The organism is Pseudomonas sp. MWU16-30317, assembly GCF_020515695.1.
In the GTDB taxonomy this organism is placed as follows: domain Bacteria; phylum Pseudomonadota; class Gammaproteobacteria; order Pseudomonadales; family Pseudomonadaceae; genus Aquipseudomonas.
The window spans coordinates 113,389-128,672 of sequence record NZ_JAIWJA010000006.1 but is presented as its reverse complement, the minus strand read 5'-3'; the positions used below and the strand labels follow the sequence as shown (position 1 = coordinate 128,672).

15 protein-coding genes are annotated in these 15,284 nt (G+C 61.6%); 6 read left to right on the top strand and 9 right to left on the bottom strand.

The annotated features are described in order from the left end of the window. Positions 1-27: 27 nt before the first annotated feature. Entirely contained in the window at positions 28-2,307 is a 2,280-nt protein-coding gene (gene ptsP / locus LIX93_RS18155) for a phosphoenolpyruvate--protein phosphotransferase (RefSeq protein ID WP_226505436.1), read from the bottom strand. Between the two features lie 22 nt (positions 2,308-2,329). Continuing rightward, on the bottom strand, positions 2,330-2,809 hold the full coding sequence (locus LIX93_RS18150; RefSeq protein WP_226505654.1) for an RNA pyrophosphohydrolase: 480 nt from the start codon (positions 2,807-2,809) through the stop codon (positions 2,330-2,332). Between the two features lie 141 nt (positions 2,810-2,950). Between LIX93_RS18150 and LIX93_RS18145 the strand changes: the two genes are divergently transcribed. Beyond that, the gene (locus tag LIX93_RS18145) at positions 2,951-3,610 is read left to right on the top strand and encodes an HAD family hydrolase (RefSeq protein ID WP_226505435.1); all 660 of its coding nucleotides are present in this window, start codon (positions 2,951-2,953) and stop codon (positions 3,608-3,610) included. A gap of 125 nt (positions 3,611-3,735) precedes the next feature. On the opposite strand, the gene LIX93_RS18140 is transcribed toward LIX93_RS18145, so the two are convergent. Both LIX93_RS18140 and ilvA read right to left on the bottom strand, forming a co-directional pair. Continuing rightward, complete coding sequence (locus LIX93_RS18140) at positions 3,736-4,188, bottom strand: DUF2269 family protein (protein WP_226505434.1); 453 nt, start codon at positions 4,186-4,188, stop codon at positions 3,736-3,738. Between the two features lie 120 nt (positions 4,189-4,308). Further along, positions 4,309-5,823 (bottom strand): threonine ammonia-lyase, biosynthetic, encoded by a 1,515-nt coding sequence (gene ilvA, locus LIX93_RS18135; RefSeq protein WP_226505433.1) that lies wholly within the window; start codon positions 5,821-5,823, stop codon positions 4,309-4,311. A gap of 147 nt (positions 5,824-5,970) precedes the next feature. Here ilvA and rpiA point away from each other — a divergent pair, with 147 nt between their 5' ends. After that, positions 5,971-6,642, top strand: coding sequence for a ribose-5-phosphate isomerase RpiA (rpiA, locus tag LIX93_RS18130; RefSeq protein ID WP_226505432.1), 672 nt, complete (start codon positions 5,971-5,973; stop codon positions 6,640-6,642). A 112-nt stretch (positions 6,643-6,754) separates the two neighbouring features. Here the strand turns inward: rpiA and LIX93_RS18125 are convergent, their stop codons facing one another. Beyond that, a complete protein-coding gene (locus LIX93_RS18125; protein ID WP_226505431.1) occupies positions 6,755-7,420 on the bottom strand; it encodes a fumarylacetoacetate hydrolase family protein in 666 nt (221 codons plus the stop codon). 44 nt (positions 7,421-7,464) lie between these two features. Continuing rightward, positions 7,465-8,868: an FAD-binding oxidoreductase gene (locus LIX93_RS18120; protein WP_226505430.1), complete on the bottom strand. Its 1,404-nt coding sequence runs from the start codon at positions 8,866-8,868 to the stop codon at positions 7,465-7,467. A gap of 169 nt (positions 8,869-9,037) precedes the next feature. On the opposite strand from LIX93_RS18120, the gene serA reads away from it, so the two are divergent. Continuing rightward, the gene (serA, locus tag LIX93_RS18115) at positions 9,038-10,267 is read left to right on the top strand and encodes a phosphoglycerate dehydrogenase (protein WP_226505429.1); all 1,230 of its coding nucleotides are present in this window, start codon (positions 9,038-9,040) and stop codon (positions 10,265-10,267) included. 46 nt (positions 10,268-10,313) lie between these two features. Here the strand turns inward: serA and LIX93_RS18110 are convergent, their stop codons facing one another. Further along, entirely contained in the window at positions 10,314-10,517 is a 204-nt protein-coding gene (locus tag LIX93_RS18110) for a hypothetical protein (RefSeq protein WP_226505428.1), read from the bottom strand. Between the two features lie 118 nt (positions 10,518-10,635). On the opposite strand from LIX93_RS18110, the gene LIX93_RS18105 reads away from it, so the two are divergent. Next, complete coding sequence (locus LIX93_RS18105; protein ID WP_226505427.1) at positions 10,636-11,934, top strand: hypothetical protein; 1,299 nt, start codon at positions 10,636-10,638, stop codon at positions 11,932-11,934. 19 nt (positions 11,935-11,953) lie between these two features. Continuing rightward, positions 11,954-13,057: a phosphoserine transaminase gene (locus LIX93_RS18100; RefSeq protein WP_226505426.1), complete on the top strand. Its 1,104-nt coding sequence runs from the start codon at positions 11,954-11,956 to the stop codon at positions 13,055-13,057. A gap of 108 nt (positions 13,058-13,165) precedes the next feature. Here LIX93_RS18100 and LIX93_RS18095 read toward each other — a convergent pair whose 3' ends face one another. Both LIX93_RS18095 and LIX93_RS18090 read right to left on the bottom strand, forming a co-directional pair. Continuing rightward, positions 13,166-13,651, bottom strand: coding sequence for a DUF523 domain-containing protein (locus LIX93_RS18095; RefSeq protein ID WP_226505425.1), 486 nt, complete (start codon positions 13,649-13,651; stop codon positions 13,166-13,168). Between the two features lies 1 nt (position 13,652). After that, entirely contained in the window at positions 13,653-14,285 is a 633-nt protein-coding gene (locus LIX93_RS18090) for a 2OG-Fe(II) oxygenase (protein WP_226505424.1), read from the bottom strand. Between the two features lie 140 nt (positions 14,286-14,425). On the opposite strand from LIX93_RS18090, the gene LIX93_RS18085 reads away from it, so the two are divergent. Beyond that, entirely contained in the window at positions 14,426-15,172 is a 747-nt protein-coding gene (locus LIX93_RS18085) for a hypothetical protein (RefSeq protein ID WP_226505423.1), read from the top strand. The last annotated feature ends 112 nt before the right edge of the window (positions 15,173-15,284 follow it).

Here is a 15,284-nt window from a genome sequence, read left to right as displayed (position 1 = left end):
CCAGTAGCATCAGCAAAACGCTGACATTCAAAGCGTCTTCGGCGCGGCCGGGTTGATCATCCGCGACAAGCCCTGATTCTTCAGCGCCAGCTGCAATGAGCTGTGGATAACTTGCGGGTTGTCGATTTTCATCAACTGCGCAAGCAATTCCTTGGACTTGCTCATGCTGACCTGACGCAACATCCACTTCACTTTCGGCAAGTTGGTGGCGTTCATCGACAGACTGTCGTACCCCATCGCCATCAACAGCACCGCCGCCGCCGGATCACCGGCCATCTCGCCACAAATGCTCACCGGCTTGCCCTCGGCATGAGCTTCGTTGACCACATGCTGCAAGGCCATCAGCACCGCCGGGTGCAGGTAATCATACAGGTCGGCCACCCGCGGGTTGTTGCGGTCGACCGCCAGCAGGTACTGGGTCAGGTCGTTCGAACCCACGGACAGGAAGTCCACCTGACGCGCCAGCTCGCGCGCCTGATAGACCGCCGCCGGAATCTCCACCATCACGCCCACGGGCGGCATCGGCACGTCGGTGCCTTCGTCGCGCACCTCGCCCCAGGCGCGGTGGATCAGATGCAGCGCCTCTTCGAGTTCGTGCGTGCCCGAGATCATCGGCAGCAGGATGCGCAGGTTGTTCAAGCCCTCGCTGGCCTTGAGCATGGCCCGGCACTGCACCAGGAAGATCTCCGGGTGGTCGAGGGTCACGCGGATGCCACGCCAGCCCAGAAACGGGTTGTCTTCCTTGATCGGGAAGTACGACAGCGATTTGTCACCACCGATGTCGAGGCTGCGCATGGTCACCGGCAGCGGATGGAAAGCCGCCAGTTGCTCGCGGTAAATGGCTAACTGTTCCTTTTCGCTGGGGAACCGCTGGTTGATCATGAACGGGACTTCAGTGCGATACAGGCCTACGCCTTCGGCGCCACGTTCCTGCGCCCGCGCCACATCGGCCAGCAGGCCGGTGTTGACCAGCAACGGCATGCGATGCCCGTCGAGCGTCACGCACGGCAGCTCGCGCAGCGCATCGAGGCCTTTGGAGAGCTCGCGCTCTTCCTCCATGACCGCACTGTACTGCTTGATCAGGATCTCGCTGGGGTTGGTGAACACCTCGCCGTGATAGCCGTCGAGGATCATGCGGATGCCGTCGACCTTGGAGTACGGCAGATCGACCACGCCCATCACCGTGGGGATGCCCATGGCACGCGCCAGGATCGCCACGTGGGAGTTGCCGGAGCCGAGCACCGAGACCAGGCCCACCAGCTTGCCCTCGGGCACCTCGCCAAGCATGGCCGGCGACAGCTCTTCGCTGATCAGGATGGTGTTGTCCGGATACACCATGGTCTGCGAGCGGGCTTCCTGCAGATAGGCCAGCAGGCGCCGGCCCAGGTCCTTGACGTCGGAAGCGCGCTCGCGCAGATAGGCGTCGTCCATCAACTCGAAGCGAGCGACGTGCTCGGCCACGACATTGCGTAACGCGCCCTGCGCCCATTGCCCGGTCTTGATGATATTGGTGACTTCACTGCCCAGTGAAGCATCGTCGAGCATCATCAGGTAGACATCGAACAACGCCCGCTCTTCCGGGCGCAATTGTGTGGCCAATTTCGCCGAAAGGGTGCGCATGTCACCGCGTACGCCCTCCAACGCATTCTGGAACAAGCCCAGCTCGGCCTTGATGTCGGTGACTACCTTGTCCGGCACCACATCGAGATCCGCCGGCGGCAACATGACCACGGCGGTACCGACCGCAGCACCCGGCGAACCCGGTACGCCGACGAAACGTGCTTCCTGGATGCCCTTGCCTTGACGGCCCAGGCCGCGAATCGAGCCCGTTGCCTCGGCATGGGCGATGACGCCGGCGAGCTGTGCGCTCATGGTGACCAGGAAGGCTTCTTCACCCTCGTCGAACTGGCGGCGTTCCTTCTGCTGGATCACCACCACGCCGACCACCCGACGGTGGTGGATGATCGGTGCGCCCAGGAACGACGCGAAGCGCTCTTCACCGGTCTCGGCGAAGTAGCGATAACGCGGGTGATCGGCGGCGTTCTCGAGGTTCAGGGGTTCTTCGCGGGTGCCCACCAGGCCCACCAGACCTTCATTAGGGGCCATGCTGACTTTGCCGATGGAACGTTTGTTGAGGCCTTCGGTGGCCATCAGCACGAAACGGTTGGTCTCAGGGTCGAGCAGATAGACCGAGCACACCTGGCTGCCCATGGCTTCCCGGACGCGCAGCACAATGATCCCCAACGCCGTCTTGAGATCCTTGGCGGAGTTGACTTCCTGGACGATCTTGCGCAGCGTATTGAGCATGGCTCGGGGTCGAACTCCGTCGTCAGTCGCGCGATAAAAGGCGCGGGGCAAGCTCTTTGAGCGCGCGACGATAAACTTCGCGCTTGAATGTCACCACCTGGCCCAGCGGGTACCAATAACTGACCCAGCGCCAGCCATCGAACTCGGGCTTGGGCGTCAAATCCATTCTTACGCGCTGCTCGTTGGAAATCAGGCGCAACAGAAACCATTTTTGCTTCTGGCCGATGCACAGCGGTTGGCTGTGTGTACGGACCAGGCGTTGCGGCAAACGATAACGCAACCAGCCGCGCGTGCAGGCAAGAATTTCAACATCCTGCCGCTCGAGCCCTACTTCTTCATTCAACTCGCGGTACAAGGCCTCTTCCGGCGTCTCCTGGGGGTTGATACCGCCCTGCGGAAACTGCCAGGCATCCTGGTTGATACGACGAGCCCACAGCACCTGTCCGGCGTCATTGGTCAGAATGATGCCGACGTTGGGACGGAAACCATCGGGGTCGATCACGGCAACAACCTCGTAAACGCATGTTTCCGCATTGTTCCACAAAGCCTGTCAAGGCGGCAACGCGCCCGCATACCTTATGTGCACAGTTGTCAAAAGTCCGTATTCTGTGAGGCGTTTATCAATAGGTAGGTGAGAAATTCCATGCGTTTGGCATTATTCGATCTCGACAACACCCTGCTCGGCGGCGACAGCGACCATGCCTGGGGCGATTACCTGTGCGAGCGCGGGATTCTCGACAAGGTCGAATACAAAGCCCGCAACGATGCATTCTATGAGGATTACCTGGCCGGCCAGCTCGATCAGGGCGCTTACCTGGAATTCAGCCTGGAAATTCTCGCCGCTACCGATCTGGCGCAGCTGGACGAATGGCACCGTGATTTCATGCGCGACTGCATCGAGCCGATCATTCTGCCCAAGGCCATCGCACTGCTCGAACAGCACCGCGCGGCCGGCGACAAGCTTGTGATCATCACCGCCACCAACCGCTTCGTCACTGGGCCGATTGCCGAGCGACTGGGCGTCGACACCCTGCTGGCCACCGAGTGCGAGATGAAGGACGGCCGCTACACTGGCCGCAGTTTCGACGTCCCGTGCTTCCGCGAAGGCAAGGTGACGCGCCTGAACCGCTGGTTGCAGGAGCAGGGGCTGAATCTCGACGACAGCTACTTCTACAGCGATTCGATGAACGATCTGCCGCTGCTTGAAGAAGTCGCCCACCCGATCGTGGTCGACCCGGACCCGAAACTGCACGAAGAAGCCAAGCGCCGTGGCTGGAAAGAGATTTCGCTGCGCGGCGAGTGATTATGCGGCGTGGCTGATGGCCCCTTCGCGGGCAAGCCTTGCTCCCACAAAATGCACGACTCATCACATTGGGAGCCGAGCTTGCTCGTGAAGAGGCCCGCAAGGCCACCAACGAATAGCCGGTCTTACACCGGCTTGACGGCCACCAACACCACAATCACCGCAAAACACAACGCCGAGGCGCCACCGTAGATATAGGCCCGCTTACGCTGCACCCCCACGTCTTTCTTGTCCGCAGCGCGGGAGTAAACCTGCGCGCGGCGCAGACGATTGACGCGGCGTACCGCCAGCAGCCAGAACAGCCACACCAGCACGTACAGCAGCTCCGCACCCAGCATCCACAACTGCCCGAGCGGCCAGGCGCCTAGGTGGGCCAGCCACCAGCCACTGAACGGCAAGCTGGCGAGGCTCAGGGCCATCAACCCCCAGGCGAACACCCATGGCCGCTGCAGGCTGCGGCCCAGTGCGGCACTGTCGTCGCCGGCGCGCATGGCCCGCCAGGCAATGACCCCAGCACTGACCACGAAAAGCACCATCGCAACAAAAAATCCAAGCTTGAATGCGCTGTAGCTTTGCATAGCGTTCGGCTCCTTATGGCGCTGAAATATGGCGTGATGCCGAAGGCCCCTTCACGGGCAGAGCCCGCTCCCACAGGTGTACGCGCAATCCTGTGGGAGCGGGCGGAGGGGTCGTCAGGTTCAGCCCAAAAACAACTGGTACGCCGGATTATCCGTCTCATCCCAATAGGGATAGCCGATGGCATCCAGGGCTGCGGCCACCAGATGACGCTCATCCTCCGGTACCTGCAGCCCCGCTACCACCCGACCATCCGCCGCGCCGTGGTTGCGGTAGTGGAACATCGAGATATTCCAGCGCCCGCCCAGCTTGCTGAGGAAATTGAACAGCGCCCCCGGCCGTTCCGGGAATTCGAAACGCATGACCCGCTCGTCGCTGACCTTCTCGGCATGCCCACCCACCATATGGCGAATATGCAGCTTGGCCAATTCGTTGTCGGTCAGGTCCAGCACCGGGAAACCCTGCTCGCGCAGGTTGGCCAGCAGCGCATCGCGCGGATCGTTTTCCGGGTGGGTCTGCACGCCAACGAAGATGTGCGCCTCACGGCCGCTGTGGAAACGATAGTTGAATTCGGTGATCTGGCGCTTGCCTATGGCCTGGCAGAACGCCTTGAAGCTGCCCGGCTGCTCCGGAATGGTCACGGCGATGATGGCTTCACGCCCCTCACCCAGCTCGGCACGCTCGGCCACATGGCGCAGGCGGTCGAAGTTGACGTTGGCACCGGAGTCGATCGCCACCAGGGTCTGCCCGGTCACGCCGTACAGTTCGATGTACTTCTTGATGCCAGCGACACCCAGCGCACCGGCAGGCTCGGTGATCGAGCGGGTATCGTCGTAGATATCCTTGATGGCCGCGCAGATCTCATCGGTGCTGACCGTCACCACTTCATCGACATGATGCTTGCAGATATCGAAGGTGTGCTGGCCAATCTGCGCCACCGCCACGCCATCAGCGAACAGCCCCACCTGCGACAGCACCACACGCTCGCCCGCCGCCATGGCCGCTTGCAGACAGTTGGAATCATCGGGCTCGACACCGATGACCTTGATGTCCGGACGCAGATACTTCACATAGGCGGCGATGCCAGCAATCAGCCCGCCACCACCGACCGGCACGAAGATCGCATTGAGCGGTGCCGGGTGCTGGCGCAGAATCTCCATGGCCACGGTGCCTTGGCCGGCGATGGTGTCCGGGTCGTCATAGGGATGCACATAGACATAGCCCTTCTCGTCCACCAACTTGAGCGAATAAGCCAGCGCCTCAGGGAAGGAATCGCCGTGCAGCACCACTTTGCCGCCCCGCGAGCGCACGCCCTCGACCTTGATCTCCGGCGTGGTGCGCGGCATCACGATAGTGGCTTTGACCCCCATCTTCTTCGCCGCCAGAGCCAGACCCTGGGCGTGGTTGCCAGCCGACGCGGTAACGACGCCCCGGGCGCGCTCGGCATCAGTCAGATGCGCCAACTTGTTGTACGCACCGCGCACCTTGAAAGAAAACACCGGCTGCAGGTCTTCGCGCTTGAGCAGCACCGTATTGCCCAGGCGCCGGGACAGCTGATCGGCCGGCTGCAACGGAGTTTCGACGGCGACATCGTAGACGCGCGAGGTGAGGATTTTCTTTACGTACTGTTCGAGCATCGGAAAAAATCACTGCTGGCGGTGGTTGCAAGGACGGCGAGTCTAACCCAGCGCCTGGCGTAACGACCACACGCGCCCGGGTTTTAGCCAACGGATACGGCTATAATGCGCCCCCTCAGATAGACCCTGCCCGCTTCCGGAGCCCGCATGACCCAGGACCAACTCAAACAGGCCGTCGCCCAGGCCGCCGTCGATTTCATTCTGCCCAAGCTCGACGACAAGAGCGTCGTGGGCGTTGGCACTGGCTCCACCGCCAACTGCTTCATCGACGCCCTGGCGCTGCACAAGGGTGCTTTCGACGGCGCCGTGGCCAGCTCCGAAGCCACCGCTGCGCGTCTCAAGGGCCACGGGATCCCGGTATACGAGTTGAATACGGTGAGCGACCTGGAGTTCTATGTCGACGGCGCCGACGAGAGCGATGAAGGCCTGAACCTGATCAAGGGGGGCGGCGCTGCACTGACCCGCGAGAAGATCGTCGCGGCCGTGGCCAAGACTTTTATCTGCATCGCCGATGCCAGCAAGCTGGTGCCCGTGCTGGGCAACTTCCCGCTGCCGGTCGAAGTGATCCCCATGGCCCGCAGCCACGTGGCGCGCCAACTGGTCAAACTGGGCGGCGACCCGGTCTATCGCGACGGCGTGCTGACCGACAACGGCAATATCATCATTGACGTGCACAACCTGCAGATCACCGATCCGGTGCTGCTGGAAAGCCAGATCAACGCGATCGTCGGGGTAGTGACCAACGGCCTCTTTGCGGCACGTTCGGCGGACCTGCTGTTGCTAGGGACTGCCGAGGGCGTGAGAACCCTGAAGAAGTAAGCGCCCGCCACTGGCCTCTTCGCGAGCAAGCTTTGCTCCCACAGGCTGTGCCGATACCTGTGGAAGCAGGGGTGCGCGTTTGGCGGCGAAGAGACCCGCAAATCTGTCGTTCTTACAAAACCGTCGTAGCGAAGCTGCTGGCACCTGGCAACTCAAGGACGAGTTCATCCCCCGGATTCAACGGCCCCACGCCCGCTGGCGTACCGGTCATGATCACATCCCCGGCCTGCAGCGAAAAACATGCCGCCATGTACTGGATCATCGGCACGATCGGGTTGAGCATCAGGCTGCTGTTGCCGTCCTGGCGCACTGCGCCATTAAGGGTCAGGCGTACCGGAATATCGGTCAGATCACTATAGGTGCTGGCCGCCACGAACGGCGCAATCACGCAGGCTCCGTCAAACGACTTGGCGATTTCCCACGGCAAGCCCTTTTCTTTGAGCTTCGATTGCACATCGCGCAAGGTCAGATCCAGCGCCGGGGCATAACCACTGATGGCGTCCAGGACTTCCTCTTCGCTGGGTTTGGTCGACAGCGACTTGCCCAGCAATACGGCGATCTCGGTTTCGTAGTGCACTGAACCACGATCGGTCGGCACCTTGAAGCCACCCTCCGACGGCACCACACAGCTGCCAGGCTTGATGAACAGCAGCGGCTCGGTAGGTACCGGGTTATCCAGTTCCTTGGCATGTTCGGCGTAGTTGCGCCCGATGCAGACCACTTTCCCGACCGGATAGTGAATCCGGGTCCCGTCAGCGTACTGGTGTTGATAGCTCATGAACGACTCCTCTGCCTGCTGGAATATGCTTGGAAGCAATGCGCTTAGTGGTCTTGCACAGCAAAAATCTTGCCGGGGTTCATGATCCCGTTGGGGTCGAACACCGCTTTCATGGCCTTCATGTACTCGATTTCGATTGGCGACCGGCTGTAGGTCAGATAATCGCGCTTGGTCATGCCCACGCCATGTTCGGCGGATATCGAACCGTTGTACTTCTGCACCGTCTCGAATACCCACTTGTTGACCGTGGCACACTTGGCGAAGAATTCGTCCTTCGACAAACCGTCTGGCTTGAGAATATTCAAGTGCAGGTTGCCGTCGCCGATGTGGCCGAACCAGACAATCTCGAAGTCGGGATAGAATTCGCCGACGATCGCGTCAATCTCCTTCAAGAACGCCGGGACTTTTGAAACAGTCACTGAAATGTCGTTCTTATAGGGCGTCCAATGCGAGATGGTTTCGGAGATGTATTCGCGCAGTTTCCAGAGATTCTGCAACTGCTGCTCGCTCTGGCTCATCACCCCATCGACCACCCAGCCCTGCTCCACGCAATGCTCGAACGTGGCGAGCGCGTCGTTGGCAACTTCTTCGGTGGTGGCTTCGAATTCCAGCAGCGCATAGAACGGGCAGTCGGACTCGAACGGCTTGGGCACGTCGCCGCGGCCCAGCACCTTGGCCAGGGCCTTGTCGGAAAAGAACTCGAACGCGGTCAAATCCAGCTTGTTCTGGAACGCATGCAATACCGGCATGATCGAATCGAAGTCGGCGGTCCCCAGCACCATGGCGGTGAGGTTCTTGGGCGCGCGATCCAGGCGCATTGTGGCCTCGACCACAAAGCCCAAAGTGCCCTCGGCACCGATGAACAGCTGCCGAAGGTCGTAACCGGTGGCGTTCTTGATCAGGTCCTTGTTCAGTTCGAGCAGGTCGCCCTTGCCGGTCACCACCTTCATGCCCGCCACCCAGTTGCGGGTCATGCCGTAGCGAATGACCTTGATACCACCGGCATTGGTGCCGATATTGCCGCCAATCTGGCTGGAGCCCGCCGAGGCGAAATCTACCGGGTAATAAAGGTTGTGCTCTTGCGCGAGGTTCTGCAGATGCTCGGTAACCACCCCCGGCTGGCAGACCACGGTGCGGTCGACGGTATTGAAGTCCAGTACCTGGTTCATATAGTCGAACGACACCACCACTTCACCGTTGGCCGCCACGGCCGCCGCTGACAACCCCGTGCGACCGCCCGAGGGCACCAAGGCGACCTTGCGCTCGTTGGCCCAGCGCACCACCGCCTGGACCTGGTCGATGGTCTTGGGGAAGACGATAGCCAGGGGCGCCGGGGGAAAGTGTTTGGTCCAGTCCTTGCCGAATGTTTCCAGAGACGCAGCGTCGGTCAGGACCTTGCCGGGCTCCACCAGGTTCATCAACTCATCGATCAGGGCAGGATGGGTCATCGATAGAACTCTCAAACGATTCATGGTCAGCCTGAGCCGTATTCACGTGCCAGGGATGGGCGTTCTGCGGGGTGCATATGCTAGCATACGCCCCCCGCCAATCGAGCTTCGAGCCGTTGGCGCCGCGCTTTACTTACTGCCAATTTCTCCGGGACACAGGTTTACGCAGATGAGCAAGACTTCCCTCGACAAGAGCAAGATCAAGTTCCTTCTTCTCGAAGGCGTCCATCAATCCGCCGTCGACGTCCTCAAGGCCGCCGGTTATTCCAGCATCGAATATCACACCAAGTCGCTGCCTGAAGCCGAGCTCAAGGAAAAGATCGCTGACGCTCATTTCATCGGTATCCGCTCGCGCACGCAGCTGACCGAAGAAATGTTCGACGCCGCCAAAAAACTGGTGGCCGTCGGTTGCTTCTGCATCGGCACCAACCAGGTGGACCTGAACGCCGCCCGCGAGCGTGGCATCGCCGTGTTCAACGCGCCGTACTCCAACACCCGTTCGGTGGCCGAGTTGGTGCTGGCCGAGGCCATCCTGCTGCTGCGCGGCATCCCCGAGAAAAACGCTTCCTGCCACCGTGGCGGTTGGATCAAAAGCGCGGCCAACTCCTTCGAAATCCGCGGCAAGAAGCTGGGCATCGTCGGCTACGGCTCGATCGGCACACAACTGTCGGTCCTGGCTGAAGGCCTGGGCATGCAAGTGTTCTTCTTCGACCCGCTGACCAAGCTGCCACTGGGCAACGCGACCCAGGTCGCCAGCCTGACCGAGTTGCTGGGCCTGGCCGACATCGTCTCGCTGCACGTGCCAGAACTGCCATCGACCCAATGGATGATCGGCGAGAAAGAAATCCGCTCGATGAAGAAAGGCGCGATCCTGATCAACGCCGCCCGCGGCACCGTGGTCGAGCTGAACGCCCTGGCCGACGCGATCAAGGACAAGCACCTGATCGGCGCCGCCATCGACGTGTTCCCGGTCGAGCCACGCTCCAACGATGACATTTTCGAAAGCCCGCTGCGTGGCCTCGACAACGTCATCCTGACCCCGCACATCGGCGGTTCCACCGCTGAGGCCCAAGCCAACATCGGTCTGGAAGTGGCGGAAAAACTGGTCAAGTACAGCGACAACGGTACGTCGGTGTCGTCGGTCAACTTCCCGGAAGTGGCCCTGCCCGCTCACCCTGGCAAGCACCGCCTGCTGCACATCCACGAGAACGTCCCGGGCGTGCTGAGCGAGATCAACAAGGTGTTCGCCGAAAACGGCATCAACATCTCCAGTCAGTTCCTGCAGACCAACGAGAAAGTCGGCTACGTCGTCATCGACGTCGATGCCGAATACTCCGATCTGGCGCAGGAAAAACTGCAACAGGTCAACGGCACCATTCGTTGCCGCGTACTGTTCTGATTGTTCTGCAGCGTTGAAGAAGGGAGGCCCGGGTGGCCTCCTTTTTTTATTCCTCGCCGCCGGCGGTGGGGCACCAGCTCAGGTGCGGCTCGAAGTGGCAGCGATACCAGTCGGCCGAACCCGAACCCCATGCATCGACGCCAGGGTCGGGCTTGCCCTGCCGATTGATCGACTGATGCTGTCCCGGCGGCTGCGCCCCCGCGCATCCACTCACCAGTACGCCAATCACTATTGCTGCTATCCAGCGCATCGCCAGCCTCCCGCAAATCGGCGAGAGTAGTCCGATGCGCAAAGAATGGATGTCAGAGAACGCCGAGCAAAGCGTAGGACTCTTCCGAATAGCCCGGCAACCGTACCGTCCGGCCGACATGCTAAAGTCATTTCATTTTTCCAACGCTGCCCGCTGCGGGGATATCACTTTGCACCTGACCACCTTCACCCCGACCCCGGAACACCCGCCGGCCACCGCTTTCATCGGCCTGGCGCCGTTCCTGCGCATGAGCATCGCCGGCATCGATTTCAGCCTGCAGGCCGCTGAAATGCTCGATCTGGCGCAACTGCACCCCGACGATCCCGAGCTGTGGCTGAATCTTTCGACCATTCTGCTGTGCCTGAACGAGCAGGAGCTCGGCTTGCAGATTCAGGCCCGGGCGCTGGAAATGCAGCGGGTCTACCGCATTGCCCCCAAGCAACCGCGGCGCCTGACCCTGCTGATGCTGATGGTCCCCGGCGAGCTGTCGGCCAACGTGCCGATCGACTGCCTGCTGGAAAACAGCGATATCGAGCTCATCTACTATTACATCAGCCCCGGCACCCCGTTGACGGCGCCGATTCCCGAGCACGATGTGCTGCTGGTCGGCATCAGCGCCGCTGACAGCACTTTCGAGGCCCTTGCCCAGCTCGAGTCGCCCCTGGCCAACTGGCCGCGACCGATCATCAATCCACCCGAACACGTCCCCCAATCGGAGCGCCAGACCGCCAGTCTGCTGATGCAAGGTGTACCCGGCCTGGTGATGTGCCCGGTGCAACGCATCGCCCCGGACACCTTGCGGGCCATCGCCACCGGCACCGTGGAACTGGCCACCGCGACTCAAGGTGTCAATTTCCCGATCATCCTGCGCCCGGTCGGCACCCACGGCGGGCACGGTCTGGAGCGCATCGAATCGGCCGAGGCCGTGCATGGCTACCTGGGCCGTGTACAGGCCGAGGAATACTTCCTCGCGCGCTTCGTCGACTACAGCAAAGCCGACGGCCTGTTCAGAAAAGCCCGGGTGTTTCTCATTGATGGCACACCTTATGCCTGCCATATGGCAACGTCAGAAAATTGGATGATTCACTACCTCAACGCCCGGATGTACGAAGACCCGCAGCGCAGAGCGGAAGAAGCGCGGTTCCTCGACGATTTTCCGGCGTTTGCGGCACGTCACGGCGCCGCGCTGAAGGCGATTGCCGAGCGTACCGGGCTCGACTACCTCGGCATCGATTGCGCAGAGACCCGTGACGGCGAGTTGTTGGTGTTCGAGATCGATCCAGCCATGGTGATCCACGCCATGGACCTGGAGAGCGTGTTCCCGAACAAGCAGTACCACATGCAAAAAGTAAAGAACGCCCTCCGGGACCTGCTCATGCGCCGCGCCGCAGATCATGCCAGGGGGATCACTACCTGATCTGGAAGCCCCCTTGGTTATGTCTACGAATCCGCGCAATGCCCTGAATTTCTCCGGCGGCCCTGGGGCCTTGCCGGAGAGTGTGCTGGCAGAGGTTCAACAGTCCATCGTCGAGGTGCCGGAAACCGGGCTTTCGATTCTGGGCATCAGCCATCGCTCAGACTGGTTCGCCGCCGTCGTCGACGAAGCCGAGCGCAATATCCGCACGCTGCTGGGGCTGTCCGAGAACTATCACGTGCTGTTCTTGCAGGGCGGCGCCACTCAGCAGTTTTCGATGGTGCCCATGACCTTGCTACGCGGCAAGGAGCACCCTGCCGAGTACATCGATTCGGGCTACTGGAGCCGCAAGGTGATTGCCGAAGCGCGCCGCGAAGGTCCGGTCAAGACCATCTGGAGCGGCGAATCCTGCGGCTTCAATCGCCTGCCTACCGACGACGAGCTGAGCTTTTCGGCTGACGCGCCCTATCTGCATTACGTCGCCAACGAAACGGTCGAAGGTCTGCAGTTTCATCGGGTGCTGGGCCGCGATGACGTGCCGCGTATCTGCGACATGTCTTCGGACTTTCTCTCCAAGCCCTGCGACGCCGAGAAGTTTTCGGTGATCTACGCCCACGCACAGAAAAACATCGGCCCGGCCGGCGTGACCGTGGTGCTGGTCAAGGATGAGATCGCCCAGCAGGCGTCGGATGACTTGCCATCGTTCCTTAACTATCGCAAGCATATCGAGGCCCGTTCGAACCTTAATACGCCACCGGTGTTCGCCATTTACGTGGTGCTGCTGGTGACCCGCTGGCTGCTCAACGATGTCGGCGGCCTGGAGAAAATGGCGCAGATCAACCGCAGCAAGGCCGAGCTGCTGTACAGCGCCCTGGACAACGCCGACGGTTTCTATCGCGGCTGGGCGGCACGCGCGGATCGCTCGACCATGAACGTGGCGTTCAATCTGCCCAATGCGCAACTGCAGCAGGCTTTTTTTGAACAGAGCCGGGCGCTAGGGTTTTCGGGGCTGGAAGGACACCGGGCGATTGGCGGAGTCCGGGCGTCGATCTATAACGCGCTGTCAGTGCAGGCGGCGCAGAAGTTGACGGAGTTCATGGACAGCTTCCATCGTCAGCATCGGTGATGTGTGCAAACAGGGCCGGCCCTTTCGCGGGCAGGCCTTGCTCCACAGCGTTCATAGACCTGCGGGAGCGAAGCTTGCTCGTGAAGGGGCCCGAAAGGCCACCCTCCATTACAGCAATTGCGCCAGCGCCAATTGCGCCGCCTCAAGCTCATGCTCGTTGAACACTTGCACCCCCTCGCGGCGCAGCAGCGCCGCCGTCACCCCTTCGCCACTCACCCGCACGCCACTGAAAGAGCCATCGTAAGTCTCGCGATTGCCACACGAAGGGCTGTTGGCCTTGAGGATGGCAATGCGAATGCCCTGCTCGCGTACCTGGCGCAAGGCGATCTCGGCGCCGCGTACAAAGGCTGCAGTGAAATCCTCACCCTGCACGGTCAACACCTGCGCCTCCCCGGCCAGCACCGCCGTGCCTTGGCCCCCGGGGATCTCGGCCGGGGGGCGCGGCGTCGGCAAACCGCCCGCCACTTCAGGACACAGGCCCACCACCCGACCTTCGGCCTGCCAGGCCGCCAAGCGATCGAATGGCCCGCTGGAGCCACCGTCATAACGCACCGGGTGGCCTAGCAAGCAACGACTGACGAGGATCTTGTGCATCTCAAAAGGGCTCGTTGGGGCGGCGTCGGAACCAGCCCGTGAGTGACAGCCGATCTCGCTCGGCCGGGAGGACTTCATGGGGCATGTCCCCAGACAGGAACACCACCAGGCTGCCGCCAATGGGGGCTACATCGTGAGCAACATCGCCCTTGAGATAGAGGCGCAATTCGCCACCGTCCCCTGGTACCCAGGCGGTGTTGAGGTACAGCACCACCGACACCATGCGGCTGTCATCGTCGCGAAACCGGTCCACGTGCCGACGATAGAACGCCCCCGGCGGATAAAGCGCAAAATGGCACTCGAACTCTTCCAGCCCCATGAACAGGCTGCGATTGAGCACCTCGCGCAGGCTGTCCATGATGTGCAGATATGCATCGCACGGGGCGGATTCGCCGGGCTCGATCCACTGGATGCGATCACCGCGGATGCCTTCACGCACCTCCTGGCTGACACCGCGTCCTACCGCGGCGGGCGCCAACTCACCCGCACGCGAACGTTTACGGCACTCAGCCGCCAGTTCCAGGGTCAGACCCTGGGGCAGGAAGAGGTTCTGCTGCGACCAGCCACGCTCGGCCAGGTCATCGACAACGCGCAACAGCACAGGGGCATCAAGGGATATGGGCATGGCGCGCATAGTATCCACAACCCCGCAAAACAGACAGCGCCACTTGGCTGGCGACGTTCTGCACATGTTTCATGGGCATCGATTGCCTGCAAATCTCGACAAAGCCACGCCGGCCCAAGGACAATAGCGGCCTGCCGACAGGAGTCTTTATGCGTCGTTTGTGTTTGTTGCTCATCATGTTCTGCACCGTGCCCGCCTGGGCAGACAACCACGACCAGTTGTACAAGGTCGCCGGCTGGCCAGAACAACGCGCGCATTTCAACGATGCCCTCACCGCTGCCCAGCAACGCTACAGCAACAGCCTGCCGCCAGCGGTGTTCCAGGCACTGGTCAACAACAGCAACAAGCGCTTCGCCGCCCAGGCCATGGACAACCGCGCCGAAGGCAAATTACGCCAGACGCTGGTCGATCCGCTGCCCGCCCTGACGTTTTTCGATTCGCCGCTGGGGCACAAGATCGTGGCGGCCGAGCTGCTGGCGACTCGTAAGGACCAATTGGCCAAGAACGCTCAGGGCCTGCCGCACATCCAGGCCAGCGACGATCGCGTGCTGCTCATCGGCCACTTGGCCACCGCCCTGCCCGCCCGCGAAGCCGGCGCCGAAGTCAGCCTGGCCATCGCTGGCGTGGCGGCCGACAGCCTGAGCCAGATGATCCCTGGCCTGCTGGGTGCCGGGCAGGCGCAGGGCATGCTCGATGGGCAGCGGCAAAGGCTGATGGAGCAGATCAGTACCGAACTGCCCAACACCTTGCTCTACGTGTATCGCGATCTGAGCGATCTGGAGCTGGAGGAGTTCGTGACCTTTGCCGAATCGGCCGAGGGCAAGGCTTATTACCAGGCCGCGCTGGCGGCGGTTCGTGCAGGGCTGGCGGTGGGGCAAACGGGTACTGGCGGCTGATAGTTGCATGGCGTGCACCGGCCTCTTCGCGGGCAAGCCTTGCTCTCACAGTGTTAACAGTTCGATAGCCGTACACCTGTGGAAGCAGGGCTTGCCCGCGAAGAGGCCGGTA

Excerpts from the sequence above, each read along its gene's own strand:
- LIX93_RS18110 (WP_226505428.1), bottom strand. The coding sequence starts at position 10,517 with ATGCGCTGGATAGCAGCAATAGTGATTGGCGTACTGGTGAGTGGATGC.
- ilvA (WP_226505433.1), bottom strand. The coding sequence starts at position 5,823 with ATGCTCGAACAGTACGTAAAGAAAATCCTCACCTCGCGCGTCTACGAT.
- LIX93_RS18100 (WP_226505426.1), top strand. The coding sequence starts at position 11,954 with ATGTCTACGAATCCGCGCAATGCCCTGAATTTCTCCGGCGGCCCTGGG.
- LIX93_RS18105 (WP_226505427.1), top strand. The coding sequence starts at position 10,636 with ATGCTAAAGTCATTTCATTTTTCCAACGCTGCCCGCTGCGGGGATATC.
- LIX93_RS18140 (WP_226505434.1), bottom strand. The coding sequence starts at position 4,188 with ATGCAAAGCTACAGCGCATTCAAGCTTGGATTTTTTGTTGCGATGGTG.
- ptsP (WP_226505436.1), bottom strand. The coding sequence starts at position 2,307 with ATGCTCAATACGCTGCGCAAGATCGTCCAGGAAGTCAACTCCGCCAAG.
- LIX93_RS18090 (WP_226505424.1), bottom strand. The coding sequence starts at position 14,285 with ATGCGCGCCATGCCCATATCCCTTGATGCCCCTGTGCTGTTGCGCGTT.
- LIX93_RS18120 (WP_226505430.1), bottom strand. The coding sequence starts at position 8,868 with ATGACCCATCCTGCCCTGATCGATGAGTTGATGAACCTGGTGGAGCCC.
- LIX93_RS18095 (WP_226505425.1), bottom strand. The coding sequence starts at position 13,651 with ATGCACAAGATCCTCGTCAGTCGTTGCTTGCTAGGCCACCCGGTGCGT.
- rpiA (WP_226505432.1), top strand. The coding sequence starts at position 5,971 with ATGACCCAGGACCAACTCAAACAGGCCGTCGCCCAGGCCGCCGTCGAT.
- serA (WP_226505429.1), top strand. The coding sequence starts at position 9,038 with ATGAGCAAGACTTCCCTCGACAAGAGCAAGATCAAGTTCCTTCTTCTC.
- LIX93_RS18085 (WP_226505423.1), top strand. The coding sequence starts at position 14,426 with ATGCGTCGTTTGTGTTTGTTGCTCATCATGTTCTGCACCGTGCCCGCC.
- LIX93_RS18125 (WP_226505431.1), bottom strand. The coding sequence starts at position 7,420 with ATGAGCTATCAACACCAGTACGCTGACGGGACCCGGATTCACTATCCG.
- LIX93_RS18145 (WP_226505435.1), top strand. The coding sequence starts at position 2,951 with ATGCGTTTGGCATTATTCGATCTCGACAACACCCTGCTCGGCGGCGAC.